The following is a 16720-nucleotide window of genomic DNA, read 5'->3' as shown; positions in this document are numbered from 1 at the left end:
TATTTAACTATTTATTTTTGAGAAACGACTATATGCTCTAAGAGCGACACTTGTTGAAAATAAACCGTATTGTTCGCCGGTAATACTATTACTCCCTCCAAACTTATTATTATTGAATTTGTGATTGGCTTTCCATTGTTTTACATTCGGGTTTGGAATTACCTGATAAAGAGTATTGTCAAATGATCCATTTGAAAGCTGGTTTTCAAGAAGCCAGTTGCATAATTTATTTGCCTTTATTGAAAATTTATCAAAATATTTTTTTTCAAGGCAGATCGTATCCAAAACAAGTGAAGTATAAAAAGCACTTTCAGTCTTATTTACAGGACAGCTGAAACTGCCATTATCATTCTGTAAACTAAATAATACTTTTAATTTTTCTTCTATCAGAGCTGGTTCTGTCTGTTTTTCCAAAATCATTCCTTGAAGAATAAAACAAGTAGGGTACACAGGAGATGTCCACCAATATGCTTCCCAAATCCCATCTTTATTTGTATTGGAAAAAATATAATTTTTTAATTTTTGGAAATCAATATGATCTTCCATTTTTTTAGAAACTACAAAATAATATGCTAAAGCACTCACACAAATATGTGATTGTACCCAACCTTTTACATTACTGCTTTTTAGATTTATTTTTTCTAATAAACTGGAATCTTTTTTTGGATATGTACTAAAACCACCATCGTCATTTTGTCCGCTCTGCCAAATTTTAATTAGATCTCCATCTTTTTTGGTTTTTACGATATTGATAAGTGAACAAGTAGTTGAGTCATAGTCATAAGACCAGTCAGTATTGTAACCCCAAAGATTGTTTTCATGTGATTTTTTAAGAAATTCAATAGACTTGTCTTTTTCAGTACATTCATCTAAAAATGAAGTAATAAATCCTGTAGCCCAAGAATTACTGAACCCTTGCTTATTTAAATTTTCATACCAACTACCATTCTGGAATTGTAGATTACTAATATATCCTTTAGAGATCGTAATGGCATTTTGTATATTATTTGATTCTAATTTGTCAAACTTACCAACCTTATTTTTAATTAATACATCAATTCTATAAGCTTCCACCTGAACTTTATAAAATATGATTGTATTTAAAATTGATGAAAGAAGTTTTTTATATTTGATTAGTTTAGAACCATACTTTTCGCATAAATTAATTGCTCTTTTAAAATATTGAATAGACAGCATAAGAAGATTTTCTAGTTCGCCTGACGAAATTAAAAGCCTTTCAAGTTCCTCATGACTATAATTATTGATATCAAGATTTTTTGATTTCAACCAATTATTCAAGAAAACATGCCCTAAATTGTTTTTCTTAAAAATTAAATCTTTTTTAAAGTCCTCAATATCATCCTGAATACATCTTCCTATTGAAAAAAGATTATTGATTTCAATTAAGTCATTATATATTTCTTGATCTTTATTTTTAGTGTAAAATTCAAAAACATCAACAGCTACATTTGTAAAGCTACATTTCCCAATGCAAAGAGATTCATATTCTTGAATAGTTAAGGAAATATTATAAAAACTATCCATTTGGATACTTTGTAAAAAATCTTTATTTCTTTTATCCCAGGTGTTCCAAAAATCTTTGTTTTTTCCGAAATAATGACCAAGTGTGATTAAAGCTTGTTCATGGTATATATGTGATTGCAAAATCTGCATCTTGTATAGATTGCTTTTCGCTTCTTCATTTTCTAGTAATATATCTTGATCTGCTAAAGAGTCTAGGCAAAGCAGATATCTGAAATAAAAGTAACCCGAATTGCATATATCATTTACAAATTTCTTATTTTTTGTCTGGTATATATCTTTAAAAAATTTAGGAATAATAAAATAAAATCTGTGATCTAAAAAATTTTCCGGAAAAATAATTTGCTTTAGAGCAGCAGGAATATTTATTCTGTCTATATGATCATATATATGAGCCACAGAAGAACTCAAATCTTTTTCATTTAGATCTATCTGAAGTTTATTAGTTAGGTTTAACATTATATATTAATTGGATTTATAGTGATACAAAAATTTTAACAATTCCCATTATTAAATCCATATGCAATGACACACACTATTAAAAATGAGTTTGAATTTGAAATAAAAAATTTGAGAAAATTCGGTATTCCCTAAGCGACTTCTTAGAGAATTTGTACTGTAATTTTATTATTCAAAAATTACAGATGTCAGGAGTTTAAGACTATTAAAGATATGTTTTGAAATTCAATAACTGATTTTAAAACTAAATCCTATGCCTGTTTATTTTAAGAAATAGTGAGAAAATAAAGGCTTTCCAAGGATAGCCTTTATTATTCTTTAATAGAGTTGACTAGAGCTACAGTTTACCAACAAATTTTGTTAGTGTCTGCTGGCTCAAGACTGTTACTTGGAGCTATCGCGGCCATTTCTAGTCTGTTTTCAAGTTCTTCAACTTTGAAAAGTTCTAACATTTCTTGTTCTGAAATGTTTTCAATGCTTAAATTCTCATTCATTTTTTGATTGTTTTTGTTCATAAAATTTAATTTAAAGGATTAGACAAATTGTTTTTTGTAGTCTTTATTTTTCTTTTGAGAAAGATTTTGATTTGCTACAGTCTACCAACAAATTTTATTAGTGTCTGCTGGCTCAAGACTGTTACTTGGAGCAATTGCAGCCATTTCTAGTCTGTTTTCAAGCTCTTCAACTTTGAAAAGTTCTAACATTTCTTGTTCTGAAATGCTTTCGATACTTAAATTTTCATTCATTTTTTGATCGTTTTTGTTCATAAAATTTAATTTAAAGGATTAGACAAATTGTTTTTTGTAGTATTTATTTTTTCTTTTGAGAAATATTTTGATTTAATTCGATTGGATTTGTATTTGAGTTTAGTATATTTTTTAAAAGCTTATTTTGATTTTCGAACATTTGACCATAAGTTACCTCACTTCCAGGCATTTTTTGAGTCAGCATTTCTGGTTTAACCTGCCCTTTCATTGCAGCTAAAGGATCTTTTTTATATTCGTTATATGTTTTTTCAAATTTGTTTTTATTAATATAAATTACATTAAAATTCCCTCTATAGTATAAATTGTCAGTAAATGAAAATTCGTTATAATTATCCATTTTTTTATTTCCTTTTAATATCCATACATAGTCCTGTTCGGAATCTTCAATTTTAACAATCATACCAGGAAGACCATAAAATTTATAAGGCCCTTCTTGGAATGGCAGATCCTGAGTGAACCAAGCAGACCAAACCCTACCCCCAAACTTTACACTGGCTTTTTGACAGTTGTACCCTTCAATAACAGATTTATCATTTGCAACCTCCCATGGTAAATTTATTTTTTCTTTGTAACCATATAAACTTTTTTCAATGCCATCAACATAGCCAATTGTGTTATCTTGATAAAATTTATAGATCCTATAGCTAAACTTTGGCATTTTAATCATCTTTTCCATTGGGACATATACTCCACTTTTTTTCATTTTCTCAACTTCGGACTGAAGTATTGAATCCTGAGACATAACAGTGTAATCACGATATACTGATTTTTCTTTAGCGACATCAAGAATTGTTGTAATTTTTTCTTTGAGATCGGCTGTCTTGTTAGGCCTGTATGTTAACTCATAATAAAATCTTTGCGCAGTCTGAGAACTATATAATAAAGGGATAAAAAAAATAGCGAAAGCAACAAGGCGTATTTTTAGAAAATTATCAATAATAAAAACTTGCTTAGGGGATGTATTCATTTCTTTAAATTTATTTTTTATATTATTTAATTGTATTTCTAAATATAATCAAGTTTAGATTTTCTTAATACTTTTACAAATACTATTTTTAGAAAAACTTTCAATTTACTTAGTTGTTTAGATTTTGCACTGTACACATAAAAAAATAAATATTTGTGTTTTTACCTGAAGCAAAGATGCAAGAGCTTTTTTGATGACACAAGAAAAGTATATCGGAATTTATAAATTTTGGGTAAATGCTATAAGAAATTTATAAATTCAGACAAAACAAACACTGTTTAAAATATTAATTATCAAGTACTTGCATCAATAATTTATTTCAATAATAAGAAGGGACTTTAAAATGCGTATTTTTGCATTTTTAAACACAATGCAAAAAAAATTTTTCCTTTATCTACTGATTCTTTGCCAGAATTTATATTTTTCACAAAGTATAAAGGGATTTTGTATTCCAGACTCTTTGGACAATAAAAGTTATGAGCAATTAGAAAAACCCTTTAAAAAAAATCTTTATATCAATAAAGCTAAAGCAGAAGTCTATGCTAATACAATTCTTTTAAAAGGAAAAAATAATAAAAATGATGAAAAAATTGCTGATGGATATTTGATGTTACACCGATTGAGTAATGATGAATCAGCATTATTGTATTTGGATAGCATGATGATGGTATCAAAAAAAATACAAAATTCTGATTATTTAGCGGATGGCAATATGTACAAAGGAAATTATTACTATGCGAAAGGTGAATATTCAAAAGCTTTGGCCAGTAATTTAGCCGCAATAAATTATGCAAAAAAGAGCAGCAAAACATATTATATTCTCAATTTTAATATCGGTTTGTTAAAACTTGAATTAAAAGAATATCAACAATCTATTCAATTATTTCTCAATTACAAGCAATATTTGGAAAAAAATAATGCTGAAAGGTCGCTTGATTATGTAAGTTGTATATATGCACTAGCTTATACTTATAGCCAGGCAAATGATATTGACTCTTCTGACAAGTATGTTGAACTTGGACTAAAGAAAAGCTATGAGATGAATGATGGCGAATGTCAAGCAAATTTATTTTTAGTTTCGGGTATAAATGCCTATAAAAGAAAAAAATATGGATCTGCATTGAAGATCTTAAGAAAGGCATCTAAATTGATAAAAGATAATTCTTATAATCCTCAAAACCTGGCTATCAGTGAATACTATATAGGAAAAATACTATATGATAACAATGACGATTCATTTCTAAATACACTTCAAACAGTTGATTCTATTATTATTGAAACTAAAAATGTTACTTCTGAATTAAGAGACGCTTATCCTATATTAATTGATCATTACAAAAAAACAGGAGATAAGGAAAAACAATTATTTTATATAGAACATTTATTGTCTATTGATAGTATTTTAAATAAGAATAATAATTTTTTAACTGCCGAAATAAACAAAAAATATGATACACCTCTTCTTTTAAAAGAAAAAGAAATTCTAATTTCAGACTTAAGTTCTAAGAATTATACCTTATTTTGGATACTGGGGATAGGAGGAATAATTATCATTTGTTTGTTTTATCTCTACGACAAAAATAGAAGAAAAGTTAAAGTATATCAAAGTAAGGCAGATTTACTAACAAAATCTTCAATTTATCCAGATGTCACTGAAATAGCAAATCTCCCTCTTAAGGAAAATTTAGATTTTCAAAAAGAAAAATCAAAAATAATTTTGCCAGATAATAAACTTAAACAGTTAAACCTACAGTTGGAAGAATTTGAAATTGAAAACCGATTCTTAGACAAGAAAGTAAATTTGGACATTCTATCTAAAGAATTTAATACAAACAGAGCTTATTTATCAAAATCAGTCAATGAGCTGAAAGGGCAAAATTTTTCTCAGTATCTTAATGAGCTAAGAATTCGATATATAGTTAATGAATTAAAAACAGATAAAAATTTACAGAAACTCACAATAGCTGCTATTGCTGATAAAGCAGGATATAATAATGCGGAATCTTTTACAAATGCATTTAAAAAAATGACAGATACTCTCCCTTCTTATTTTATAAAAGCGCTTCAAGAAAACAGTAATTGACAAAATCATAAAATACTGAATATTAATTATTTAGATTTTAAATAACACGAAATTTATAAATTTCGGCATCTATTTTTTGAATGAGAGTACATTTATTTATTTCTTTGTAGATGTAATTAAAAAATAAAGCAAATTATGAAACAAAAAAAACAAACAGAAAAAAAATTATCATTAAAAAAATTACAAATGGTAAGAATTAGTAATCCTAAAGTAATAAGAGGAGGAGACGACTGTAGTAGGATTACTACCATGCTAAATATAATTGATAATGATGGTGGTAATACTGGAACTGTAGGAACTTCAAGAAAAGACTAAACAATGAAGAGGTCAAATTTAATCTTTTATACATTTTTTGTTTTTCTAGGAATGGTAAGTGCTCAAAAAACAAATTTTGCACCTTCTAAAACGGTCACTGATGAATACTTTAATACTAAAGTAGTTGATGAGTACAGAAATCTAGAAGATTTAAAAGATCCTTCAACAATCAAATGGATGAATGATCAAACAAAGTATTCTTTATCTGTTCTGCACAGCATTCCTAACAGGGCGTATTATATTAACAAAAGATTAGAATTTGACAAAAGAAAGTCATTTTCGGTATCAAATATAAATATTACTGAAAATGACTTTTATTTTTATTTAAAACAAAAACCTGGAGAAAATACTGTGAAGGTATTTTTTAAAAAAAAATTTAGTGGAGATGAAAAAGAGGTTTTTGACCCACAAAAATATAAACCTGAAAATAAAAAGAATTATCAAATAAATTATATTAAGCCTAATTATGATGGTTCTAAGGTAGCAATTGCCTTAACAGAAAGTGGGAAAGAAATTTCTGAAATGATAATTTATGATTTGATACAAAATAAAGTACTTCCTTATACGATAACTCATTGTTGGCCGTCAGATGGTGGTGGCATATCTTGGCTTCCTGATAATAATAGTTTTATTTATTTGCATTACCCTGTTATTGATCCTAATTCACCTTTATTTTTAAAGGATATGCAATCTGTAGTTTATAAGATAGATGATGACCCTCTGAAACTAAACATTTTATTGTCAAGAAAGAATAATTCAAATTTGAATATAAAGACTGAAGATTTTCCAAATGTATCATTACCTACAAAAAACTGTAAATATTTAATCGGGCAAATATCTGGACCCGTTAAATTTAAAGATACTTATTATATGTCTGTCAAAGATATTGATAAGAAAAATCAATGGAAATTTTTGTTCAGTAAAGAGGATAAAGTAAGTGATTTTATCATTAAAGAGGATGATATTATTTATATTTCCGAAAAAAACGGAACCAATGCAATTTATAGTACGTCATTAAATAATCCAAACTTTAAAGCTCCAATAATCTTAGTCCAAAATATACGAAATGAAGTAATTAATAATATATATAGTATAAAAGATGGCTTTGCTTTTAATACGTCCAAAAATGGAGTTGAAGCTAAATTATATGTATATAGAGATAAAAAAATTAACTTACTTACGTTGCCATTTACAGCTGGCGATATTTCAGTAACCACTCAAAATGAACAGTCTAATGATTTTTGGATCATTTGTAGTGGTTGGAAAAATGAGACAGCTAGGTTTAAATATAATTCATTAACTGGAAAATTTGTACCAGAAAATTTAGCTCCTGTAATTGAATATCCAGAATTTAAAGATATTGTTGTAGAGGAAATTGTAGTAAAATCACATGATGGTTTAGACATTCCTCTTTCTTTAATTTACAGTAATAATATTCAAAAAAACAAGCATAATCCTTTATTAATGGATGCTTATGGGGCATATGCATTCAATAATAGTCCATATTTTGCTAAAACCTATATGCTTTGGGTCTTACAAGGAGGTATTGTTGCGGTTGCTCATGTAAGAGGTGGAGGTGAAAAAGGTGAAGAATGGTATAAAGGAGGTTACAAAAGTACAAAACCGAATTCTTGGAAAGACTTAATCTCTTGTGCAGAATATCTAGTCAAAGAAAATTATACGTCACCCGAAAATATTGCGATTTGGGGAGCAAGTGCAGGAGGAATTACCATTGGTAGAGCAATGACTGAAAGACCTGATTTATTTAAAGTAAGTATTATAGATGCAGGCATTGTAAATGCATCAAGGATGGAGTTTACTCCTAACGGATTAAATAGCGCAAAAGAATTTGGCTCTTTAAGCATTGAGCCGGAATTCAAAGCATTATTAGAAATGGATGCCTACCAGCATATTAAAAATGGAGAAAAATACCCTGCAACATTAATCACTTCCGGGATTAATGATCCAAGAGTTTCGCCATGGATGCCGACAAAATTTGCAGCCAAACTAATGGCAGATAATATATCAGATAATCCAATACTTCTGAAAGTAGATTATGAAGGTGGACATGGAGGAGATATCCCGGTTGCACAGAAATATGATAATTTAGCAGATTCTTTTGCGTTTGCATTATGGCAATTAGGACATCCTGACTATCAGCCAAAAGAGTAGCACTCCGGTAAATAAATGTTATTCATATTATTAAAATATATGAGAAAAAAACATTTTATTCTTTTGATTAATTTTGTTTTCTGCAACTTTATCAATGCTCAAAAAACAAATTTAGCTCCTTCAAAATCTGCTGTTGACGAATATTTCGGAACTAAGATATTGATGAATATAGAAACCTGGAAGATTTAAAAGATCCCGTCACTATTAACTGGATGAAATAACCCCGAATGGTCCTGGAAATGTTCCGGAATTTGGAACTGTCACAAAGCTAAATGAGTTTAAAGCATTACTAGAAATGGACGCTTTCCATCATATTAAAAAAGGAGAAAAATATCCTGCCATTTTGATTACAGCCGGAATTAATGATAGCCGCGTAGTTTCATGGATGCCTGCAAAATTTGCAGCAAAGATCATTGCCAATGATACTTCTAATAATCCAATACTCTTTAAAGTAGATTATGAAGGCGGGCATGGAAGTAGTGGGGTTGATCTTGCGCACGCATATGCCCGAATAGGGGAAATTTTCGCCTTCGCTGCATGGCAATTAGGACTCCCGGATTTTCAACCTAAAGAAAGTATAAAAAAATAAAATGTCTCGTTTCCCATATCATTTTTTTGAAGAGTATATAGTTCGTACCCCTCTATTTTCACGTAAAAATTTTAGGGAAAAATTAGAGAAGATTGAATTACCAGATGATGAGCTCAGAGAAATTTGCAGTAATTTAATCTTTCAAGAAGCTATTTACTTAGCATCACCTTATTTGCATGAAGAGCTGAATCAATGGTTAAATACAAAAAAATTATCTCCAAATCAATATCAAAAACTAAAAAACACCATTTTAAAATACTATAGCCGAATGAGTGACCGGTGTACTCCTTTCGGCTTATTTTCAGGAGTTGGTTTAGGAAAGTTTAACAAAGAGGTATCAACGTCTGTCAATTATTTCCTAAAAACTAACCAATTACGTGATACAAAACTTGACATGCATTTTCTGGTAGCCTTATCACAAAATTTGGTAAAAACACATGAAATAAGAAATCAACTTTTATTTTCATCCAACAACAGTATCTATAAAGTCGGAAATAAAATCCGGTATGTGGAATATGAATATAATAATGGAAAAAGATATTATACCATTTCATCGGCTCCATTTTCAAATGAATTACAACAAATATTAGATTTTTCAAAACAAGGTAAAACCATTGAAGACATTGCAAGTATTCTTGTCGATGATGAAATAGCAAAAAATGAAGCCAAAGAGTTTGTAGAAGAATTGATTGATAATCAAGTTTTGATAAGTGAATTGGAACCTAATGTTTCAGGTAATGATTTTTTAGATATTATCATTTCTGTTTTAGATAAAATAGGAGCTAGAAATGAAACTGAAATTTTAATCTCTATAAAAAGTAAGCTGAATGACTTAGATTTAAAAATCGGAAACTTATCTACAAAATATACTGAAATCGAAGAATTAGTAAGATCTCTAAATGTAGAATACGAACAGAAGTACCTTTTCCAAACTGATCTTTATAATAAAGCCGAATTTTGTTTGCCATCCCATTGGAAAATAGAATTAAAAAAAGCGATCAGCTTTCTGAATAAAATCACATTATCTCAAAAAGACAATCATTTAGAAAAATTTAAAAAAGCATTTTATGAGCGATTCGAAACAGATGAAGTTTCTCTAACATATGCTTTGGATACAGAATTAGGAATTGGTTACAGGCAGGATAGTATTACAAAAGGCGTTCATCCTTACCTTGAAGATTTAGATCTTCCTTTATCTCAAGAAAAAGTTACTTTAAAAACTGAGTTTGATCCCGTCCAATTGATTTTAAATGAAAAACTTCAGGAAGCTTCATTGGAGAATCAATATACAATCGAATTATCGGATGATGATTTTATAGATTTTAATGAAAACTGGAGTGATTTACACGATACAATTTCCTTTATGGCAGAAATCATATCGGAAGAAAACCATGAAAAACTGTTTATTGATGTTAATGGAGGAAGCAGCGCGGCTAATTTAATGGCAAGGTTTTGTTCTGAAAGTTCGGAAGTGCAAAACCTTTCAAAAACAATTGCAAAAAAAGAAGAAGAACTAAATTCTGATTATATTTTAGCAGAAATCATTCATTTGCCGGAAGCAAGAATTGGAAATGTGATTAGAAGGCCAACATTGCGACAATTTGAAATACCATATTTGGGAGAATCTATCCAGCCAAAGGAAAATCAAATCCCGACAAATGACTTATATATTTCTTTAAAAAATAACAGAATTGTATTACGTTCTAAAGAATTAAATAAGGAGGTCAAACCTTATTTAACCAACGCTCATAATTATTCTGCTAACTCTTTGCCTGTCTATCATTTCTTGTGTGATTTACATTCACAAAACATAAGATCGGGACTCTATTTTAATTGGGGAGATTTAAAAAAATTATATCAATTCTTACCGCGAGTTGAATATCAAAATATCATTCTCTCAAAGGCTTGGTGGAAAATCTCAGAAAAGGAAATTATGCATGTTTTAATGTTAGCACAAAATGACATTATTAATAATAAGGAACAAATATTGGCAGAATTAAGAATTTGGAGAAATAAAAGGCAAATTCCACAATGGATACAATGGGTACAATTAGATAATAAACTTACCATTAATCTTGAGAACTATGATTTGGTTCAACTATTTATTGATGCTGTGAAAAAAAAGAAATCAATCATGATTGAGGAATTTATCTACAATGATAATAGTGATTTTATGCATCAATTTATTTTTTCAATGTACAATAAAGAAAAAGAAGTAAAGACCAAAAATTAAGGCGATGATTGAAAGAAAATTTATTCCCGGAAGTGAATGGTTATATATGAAGATTTATACAGGAGTAAAGACCTCAGATATTATTTTGGAAGAAGCATTACAGCCCTTGATAGAATATTTGCAGGAAAATAGTTATATTTCAAAATGGTTTTTCATTCGTTATCATGATCCGAAACCACATTTGAGACTAAGATTCAAGTTAAATGAAATTGGGCATTATAATTTTGTCTTAAACAAGATCAATGAAAACCTACTAATATATTTAGACAGTGGAGAAATTTCGAATATCCTGATTGATACTTATAATAGGGAAATTGAAAGGTATGGAGAGAACACCATAGAAAATGCAGAAACCTTATTTCAAATAAACAGTGAGTATACTTTGCAATGCCTCCATTACGACGATGAAGAAAAAATTATTGTAACACTTTTCTACATTGATGGACTTTTAAATAAGTTAAACTTGTCTGTTCACGAAAAACTGGATTGGATCAAAGATTTCAATGCTGCCTTTAAACAAGAATTTAATGCGGATAAAAATTTAAATTCTCAATTAGATATAAAATATCGAGAGTTTAAACCAAAATATTTAGATTTTATCCAATCAGAAGAATTCTCAGAGGAGAGAAATTATATTATTTCTAATATTGAAGAAAGTAATTTAGCATTGCATAATGTTATTAAGCACCATGAAACCAAAACTTTAGAAATCTCGTTGCAAAGCTTCTTTCAAAGTATTTTTCATATGAATATTAATAGATTGTTTGTTTCCAATCAGAGATTGTTTGAAATGGTGATTTATGATTATCTACTGAGATACTATAAGATGAAACTGTATACTTAGTTTTTTGGGAATGCAATTTACAAAGATCATAAACTATTCACTTATTTTATTACTATTGTAAATTTATCAATGATTGCAACTGTCAGATCAAATATTGACTAATTCAGATTAACTCAAGTTATTTTCGTAAAATAATTTCTATAAACTTCTTAATATCCTTTTCAAACTTATTTTCTGTCGAGTAATAAGTGTAGATGACATTTCCCTTATTTTCAACTGTTTTAAAACCATTATTTCTGTACCATTCAATTTTTTCGGTCATTGACTCTAAGTATTTTTCCGAATGTGTCATCCCAAAGTGTTCCCAATAAAACGTTTTTTGAGTTAGCCTGTTCACTATTTTAAAATCAGCATACTTTCGTTCGTAACTCCCTTGAATTTGTGCATCATAGAAAATTGTCAAATAATTACACTTAACCAAATTCTCATATATGTTCTTTTCTTGTAATGATCTTAGTTTTGTTCCGTCTTCTGCAATGATATTTAAGCTGGATTTATAATAAGCTAAATCACTTTTCTTTGTTTCGACCAATTTTCGAGATTCATTTTTGCTTTTCAGTTCTGTGCTGAAATACCATTGATAAAAGTTTTTATTAAAGGTATCTACATTATAATTTGGAATTATCTGTTTCATAATTCCGTTATTGTGATACTCTCGCAAGAATTGGTTGAACATTTTCCCATCTTTGAAATAAGTATTCAATACTGGGTCTTTCTTTACTGAGTCATATAATTCATTTGATCTGATTTCAACAGCAGTTTCGCCATTAGCCATTAAAATATCTAACCTTACCTTTATTAATTTTAATATTTTAATTTCCTCCGGAAGACTTTTCATAATATGGCAAATTTTCAAAAAAAAACTTTTAACTGTTTACTATAGCACCAGAAATAAATTTATTATATTGGCATTATTTCATTGTATTATATTTTTCCCTCAAAATCTTTTTTTCTTTAATAGCAGAATCAATTTCATCTTTAGAAACTTTAGCTACTTGCTCAAATAATTCTTCAATACTAATGTTAAAGTAGTTAGCAATTATAAAAAGATTTTCGAGCGTTGTATTTGGTAATGCTTCTTCTCTCGCTGCATTCCAGGTTTTAGAATATTTAACAAAAATATCATTATTTAGATACTCTTGCGTCATTGCTTTATTATCAATCTTTACTGCCACCCTCAATTTTTTGAAAGTGATTCCTACAGCTACTCTGTATCTAAAAGATTGTAGTTGGTAATTCATTATATAAAATAATTCATAAAAACTTACATTTTCAACGACGTATATGTCGTTATTTTTATTATATTTGCATTATAAGTTACAATAACAGTAATTTTGCGATACTTCAAAGTATAATAATAGAAGCTATTGCTTAGAGTCTCGACTTGAAAACTGCCAATTTTCTTATGCAACGAGATGATAAGTAAGCGGCTCATGACCTAGGCATGAGCCCACTTATCTGTTGCACGGTATGGCAGTACCTCAAGTCAGATAATGTTGGGTCTCATGCCGTTTTATTTCCGGAATTCACACACATCTAAGCAAAAGTTTACAAAATAAGTTCGCATTGAGAAAGATACAATGGTGCAATACCATTGCGGCAGTAATGCTTAGAGAGGACTAAATCTTACATTCATGTTAATATTTGTTCGAGCCGGAGGCTATAGTTTCCGCCCGTAACAAATTATAAAACAGCAAAAACTATAAGACACAAAGAAAACATAAAGAACAACATGAAGCCGAATTTCACTTACTATAACGATACGTAAGGCTGTATATCTTGTACTGTAAGAAATAAAAAAGCCCTTTCCGCAAAAGTTGACAGCTGAGCAGGAAAGAGCCTAATTGCTTAATTAAATTAAACTTTTCAAATTTATGAAAAAATCCTATACCAGCATAGGGCACATTTCATGTGTCCTTATGCTGACGGTAGCAGGCACCTCTTTTCAGGCACAGGTACAGAGAAGCTCTGATACTATTTCCCGAAAGAGTATTGCTGAAGCATCCGTATTAAGGAAAAAGACCGATACCTTATCCCCTTCAAATAAGCCCCCTTCAGAAAAAGTAAGCAACATTGAAGAAGTTGTGCTTAATGCCGGATATTATAAGGTAAAAGACAAAGAGCGCACCGGAAGCATAGCAAAAGTATCGTCAAAAGATATCGAAAACCAGCCTGTAGCTAATGTACTTTCTGCAATACAGGGTAGGGTCTCCGGTGTCAATATCATTCAGAATTCCGGTGTTCCCGGTGGCGGTTTTGATATCCAGATTCGTGGGAAAAACAGCCTTAGAAGAGAGGGCAATGACCCGATGTATATTGTCGATGGCGTGGTGATCAGTTCCGAGAACCCATCCCGGTATTCGAGCAGCATTATGCCTTACTCTTCCATCAGTCCATTAAACAGCATTAACCCTAATGATATTGAAAACATCGAAATACTGAAAGATGCCGATGCTACTGCTATTTATGGTTCGCGGGGAGCTAATGGTGTAGTCCTTATCACTACTAAAAAGGGAAAAAAAGGAAAGACACAGTTTAGCGTTAACAGCAGCTATGCCTTAAGCAGTGCCGCTTCCAAGATGAAGATGATGAATACCGCAGAGTATGTCCGTATGCGTAAAGAGGCGTATGCTAATGATGGGATTACTGCTTATCCTGCTACGGCCTACGATATCAATGGAATTTGGAACCAGTCCCGCTACACTGATTGGCAGAAAGTACTGATTGGTAATACCGCTGAAGCTATAAGTACACAAATTTCTATAAGCGGAGGTAGTGAGGGTACTTCGTTTTTAGTAAGCGGCAGCCATCAAGAGCAGACCACTGTGTTTCCCGCTTCATTCAGATATAAAACAAATAATATCACGAGCAACATCTCTCATCAGTCAAAAGACAGAAAATTTACAGCTAATATTTCTAACCTGATTTCCTTTCAGACTAATAATATGCTCAATCAGGAGATTACCAACAAATCATTATTCCTTAGCCCTAATGCTCCGGCTTTATATTCGCCAAACGGGAGTATCAACTGGGAGAATAATACCTTTGATAATCCCATTGCACCTTTCGTAAGTACCTACTCCAATGACAATAAACAGTTCACTTCCAATATCAATATGGGTTATGAAGTATACAAAGGAATATCGGTTAAGCTCAATGGTGGGGTTAATTACCGGGCTTTTGAGGAATATTCATTGCTTCCCCATACCATGTACAATCCATCTTACGGCTTAACCAGTGCTTCTTCTTCAGCACTGAGGAACAGGCGGCAATATTTCTCCTATATCATAGAACCACAAATTAACTGGAAGCATGACTTTGGAGACCATCAGTTTGATGTGCTTGCCGGAGGCACCTTCCAGCAGGATTCCGGCTACCAGTCCCAGAACCAGGGATATGGATTTGAAAGTAATGCTCTGATCCACAATATAGGCGCGGCAAAAACCAAAATTATCACCGAAGCAGGCAGTGAATATAGATATGCCGCCTTATTCGGGCGTATCAACTATCAATATAAAAATAAGTATATTCTCAATGTTACCGGAAGAAGGGATGGTTCCAGCCGATTCGGCCCGCAAAAACGATTTGCTAATTTTGGAGCTGTAGGAGCTGCATGGTTATTCTCAAATGAAAATATTCTAAGGGAAAGTAGATGGCTAAGCTTTGGAAAGTTCAGAGGCAGCATCGGGACTACCGGTAATGATAAGATTGGCGATTACCAATATCTGGATACCTATACCATTTCAGGGACGGGTTATGGCGGGATTACGGCACTGAATCCTTCGAGATTGTATAATCCTCTTTTCAGCTGGGAGAAAACAGAGAAGCTCGAAGCCGCAGTGGAATTGGGCTTTTTGAAAGACCGCATCAACCTTTCGGCAGCATGGTATCGAAACCGCTCTTCTAACCAATTGGTAGGAATTCCATTACCGGGGACAACAGGTTTCAGTTCTATTCAGGCCAATCTTCCGGCAACGGTTGAAAACAAAGGATTTGAATTAGATATTAATGCGTATCCGATAAAATCTTCTAAGTTCAAATGGAATACCAGCTTTAACATCAGCATTCCGACAAGCAAACTCGTATCATTTCCCGGGCTGGAAGGCTCTACTTATGCCAATCAATATGTTTTGGGATATCCTGTTTCTATTGTAAAAGTCTATCAGTATGAAGGAATAGATCCGGTTACTGGACTCTACAGGTTCAAGGATTTTAACGGTGATGGTAAAATCACTTCGCTGGATGATAATCAGGTGATCGAAAGAATAGGTGTCCGGTATTTTGGAGGGTTACAGAATCAGCTCCAGTATAAAAGCTGGACGTTCTCTTTTTTATTACAGTTTGTTAAGCAAAGGAACTGGAATTACCACAATTATATGCCTACCCCGGGAACGATGAACAATCAGCCAGTAGAGCTGTTGGATGTATGGTCTGCTGATAATCAGGGAGGAACATATATGCCCTACACTTCAGGAGCTGACACTCAGAAAACCACCTTGCAAACTCTCTTCAAGAACAGTACGGCGGCCATTGATGATGCTTCATTTATACGGTTGAAAAATATTCAACTGAGCTACAGGTTAAAGCCGGAAAGCAGTATCATAAAGGATGTGCTTATTTACTTTCAGGGGCAAAACCTGCTGACATGGACCAACTATTTCGGGCTTGATCCTGAATTTGTTCTTACAGGTTTTTTACCACCACTTAAAACCTATTCCTTCGGAATTCAGCTTAACTTTTAAAACAAAG

The 16720-nt window shown here is 31.1% G+C and carries 14 protein-coding genes; 8 read left to right on the top strand and 6 right to left on the bottom strand.

The features are described 5' to 3' along the window. Window positions 1-3 precede the first annotated feature (3 nt). The 4 genes from J7E44_RS11010 to J7E44_RS10995 all read right to left on the bottom strand — a co-directional run bounded on the left by J7E44_RS11010 (window position 4) and on the right by J7E44_RS10995 (window position 3735). Window positions 4-2001, bottom strand: coding sequence for a prenyltransferase/squalene oxidase repeat-containing protein (locus J7E44_RS11010; RefSeq protein ID WP_214829347.1), 1998 nt, complete (start codon window positions 1999-2001; stop codon window positions 4-6). 344 nt (window positions 2002-2345) lie between these two features. Continuing rightward, the gene (locus J7E44_RS11005; RefSeq protein WP_214829345.1) at window positions 2346-2516 is read right to left on the bottom strand and encodes a hypothetical protein; all 171 of its coding nucleotides are present in this window, start codon (window positions 2514-2516) and stop codon (window positions 2346-2348) included. An 81-nt stretch (window positions 2517-2597) separates the two neighbouring features. Then, the gene (locus tag J7E44_RS11000) at window positions 2598-2768 is read right to left on the bottom strand and encodes a hypothetical protein (RefSeq protein WP_214829343.1); all 171 of its coding nucleotides are present in this window, start codon (window positions 2766-2768) and stop codon (window positions 2598-2600) included. A 43-nt stretch (window positions 2769-2811) separates the two neighbouring features. Beyond that, window positions 2812-3735, bottom strand: a complete 924-nt coding sequence (locus J7E44_RS10995; protein ID WP_214829341.1) for a GLPGLI family protein — start codon at window positions 3733-3735, stop codon at window positions 2812-2814. A 370-nt stretch (window positions 3736-4105) separates the two neighbouring features. On the opposite strand from J7E44_RS10995, the gene J7E44_RS10990 reads away from it, so the two are divergent. The 7 genes from J7E44_RS10990 to J7E44_RS10965 all read left to right on the top strand — a co-directional run bounded on the left by J7E44_RS10990 (window position 4106) and on the right by J7E44_RS10965 (window position 11971). Beyond that, window positions 4106-5818: a helix-turn-helix transcriptional regulator gene (locus J7E44_RS10990; protein ID WP_214829334.1), complete on the top strand. Its 1713-nt coding sequence runs from the start codon at window positions 4106-4108 to the stop codon at window positions 5816-5818. A 186-nt stretch (window positions 5819-6004) separates the two neighbouring features. Further along, complete coding sequence (locus J7E44_RS24125; protein WP_285439755.1) at window positions 6005-6133, top strand: hypothetical protein; 129 nt, start codon at window positions 6005-6007, stop codon at window positions 6131-6133. A 3-nt stretch (window positions 6134-6136) separates the two neighbouring features. Further along, on the top strand, window positions 6137-8305 hold the full coding sequence (locus J7E44_RS10985) for a prolyl oligopeptidase family serine peptidase (RefSeq protein ID WP_214829332.1): 2169 nt from the start codon (window positions 6137-6139) through the stop codon (window positions 8303-8305). A gap of 39 nt (window positions 8306-8344) precedes the next feature. Next, entirely contained in the window at window positions 8345-8494 is a 150-nt protein-coding gene (locus tag J7E44_RS10980; protein WP_214829330.1) for a hypothetical protein, read from the top strand. 19 nt (window positions 8495-8513) lie between these two features. Further along, complete coding sequence (locus J7E44_RS10975; protein WP_214831303.1) at window positions 8514-8894, top strand: prolyl oligopeptidase family serine peptidase; 381 nt, start codon at window positions 8514-8516, stop codon at window positions 8892-8894. A gap of 1 nt (window position 8895) precedes the next feature. Further along, complete coding sequence (locus J7E44_RS10970) at window positions 8896-11127, top strand: lantibiotic dehydratase family protein (protein ID WP_214829328.1); 2232 nt, start codon at window positions 8896-8898, stop codon at window positions 11125-11127. A 4-nt stretch (window positions 11128-11131) separates the two neighbouring features. Beyond that, window positions 11132-11971 carry a thiopeptide-type bacteriocin biosynthesis protein gene (locus J7E44_RS10965; RefSeq protein ID WP_214829326.1) on the top strand — a complete coding sequence of 280 codons (840 nt, stop codon included), beginning with the start codon at window positions 11132-11134 and terminating at the stop codon, window positions 11969-11971. 118 nt (window positions 11972-12089) lie between these two features. On the opposite strand, the gene J7E44_RS10960 is transcribed toward J7E44_RS10965, so the two are convergent. Further along, window positions 12090-12809, bottom strand: coding sequence for a hypothetical protein (locus J7E44_RS10960; protein WP_214829325.1), 720 nt, complete (start codon window positions 12807-12809; stop codon window positions 12090-12092). Between the two features lie 73 nt (window positions 12810-12882). Further along, the gene (locus J7E44_RS10955; RefSeq protein ID WP_214829323.1) at window positions 12883-13212 is read right to left on the bottom strand and encodes a hypothetical protein; all 330 of its coding nucleotides are present in this window, start codon (window positions 13210-13212) and stop codon (window positions 12883-12885) included. A gap of 633 nt (window positions 13213-13845) precedes the next feature. Here J7E44_RS10955 and J7E44_RS10950 point away from each other — a divergent pair. Continuing rightward, window positions 13846-16713 (top strand): SusC/RagA family TonB-linked outer membrane protein, encoded by a 2868-nt coding sequence (locus tag J7E44_RS10950; RefSeq protein ID WP_214829321.1) that lies wholly within the window; start codon window positions 13846-13848, stop codon window positions 16711-16713. Window positions 16714-16720: the final 7 nt, after the last annotated feature.

Source organism: Chryseobacterium sp. ISL-6 (assembly GCF_018613715.1).
GTDB classification, from domain to species: domain Bacteria; phylum Bacteroidota; class Bacteroidia; order Flavobacteriales; family Weeksellaceae; genus Chryseobacterium; species Chryseobacterium paludis.
This window is presented reverse-complemented; position numbering and strand designations above follow the sequence as displayed.

Coding starts and splice junctions, on each gene's coding strand:
- J7E44_RS11010 (WP_214829347.1), bottom strand. CDS start 2,001: ATGTTAAACCTAACTAATAAACTTCAGATAGATCTAAATGAAAAAGAT.
- J7E44_RS11000 (WP_214829343.1), bottom strand. CDS start 2,768: ATGAACAAAAACGATCAAAAAATGAATGAAAATTTAAGTATCGAAAGC.
- J7E44_RS10985 (WP_214829332.1), top strand. CDS start 6,137: ATGAAGAGGTCAAATTTAATCTTTTATACATTTTTTGTTTTTCTAGGA.
- J7E44_RS10990 (WP_214829334.1), top strand. CDS start 4,106: ATGCAAAAAAAATTTTTCCTTTATCTACTGATTCTTTGCCAGAATTTA.
- J7E44_RS11005 (WP_214829345.1), bottom strand. CDS start 2,516: ATGAACAAAAACAATCAAAAAATGAATGAGAATTTAAGCATTGAAAAC.
- J7E44_RS10955 (WP_214829323.1), bottom strand. CDS start 13,212: ATGAATTACCAACTACAATCTTTTAGATACAGAGTAGCTGTAGGAATC.
- J7E44_RS24125 (WP_285439755.1), top strand. CDS start 6,005: ATGGTAAGAATTAGTAATCCTAAAGTAATAAGAGGAGGAGACGACTGT.
- J7E44_RS10970 (WP_214829328.1), top strand. CDS start 8,896: ATGTCTCGTTTCCCATATCATTTTTTTGAAGAGTATATAGTTCGTACC.
- J7E44_RS10980 (WP_214829330.1), top strand. CDS start 8,345: ATGAGAAAAAAACATTTTATTCTTTTGATTAATTTTGTTTTCTGCAAC.
- J7E44_RS10960 (WP_214829325.1), bottom strand. CDS start 12,809: ATGAAAAGTCTTCCGGAGGAAATTAAAATATTAAAATTAATAAAGGTA.
- J7E44_RS10995 (WP_214829341.1), bottom strand. CDS start 3,735: ATGAATACATCCCCTAAGCAAGTTTTTATTATTGATAATTTTCTAAAA.
- J7E44_RS10965 (WP_214829326.1), top strand. CDS start 11,132: ATGATTGAAAGAAAATTTATTCCCGGAAGTGAATGGTTATATATGAAG.
- J7E44_RS10950 (WP_214829321.1), top strand. CDS start 13,846: ATGAAAAAATCCTATACCAGCATAGGGCACATTTCATGTGTCCTTATG.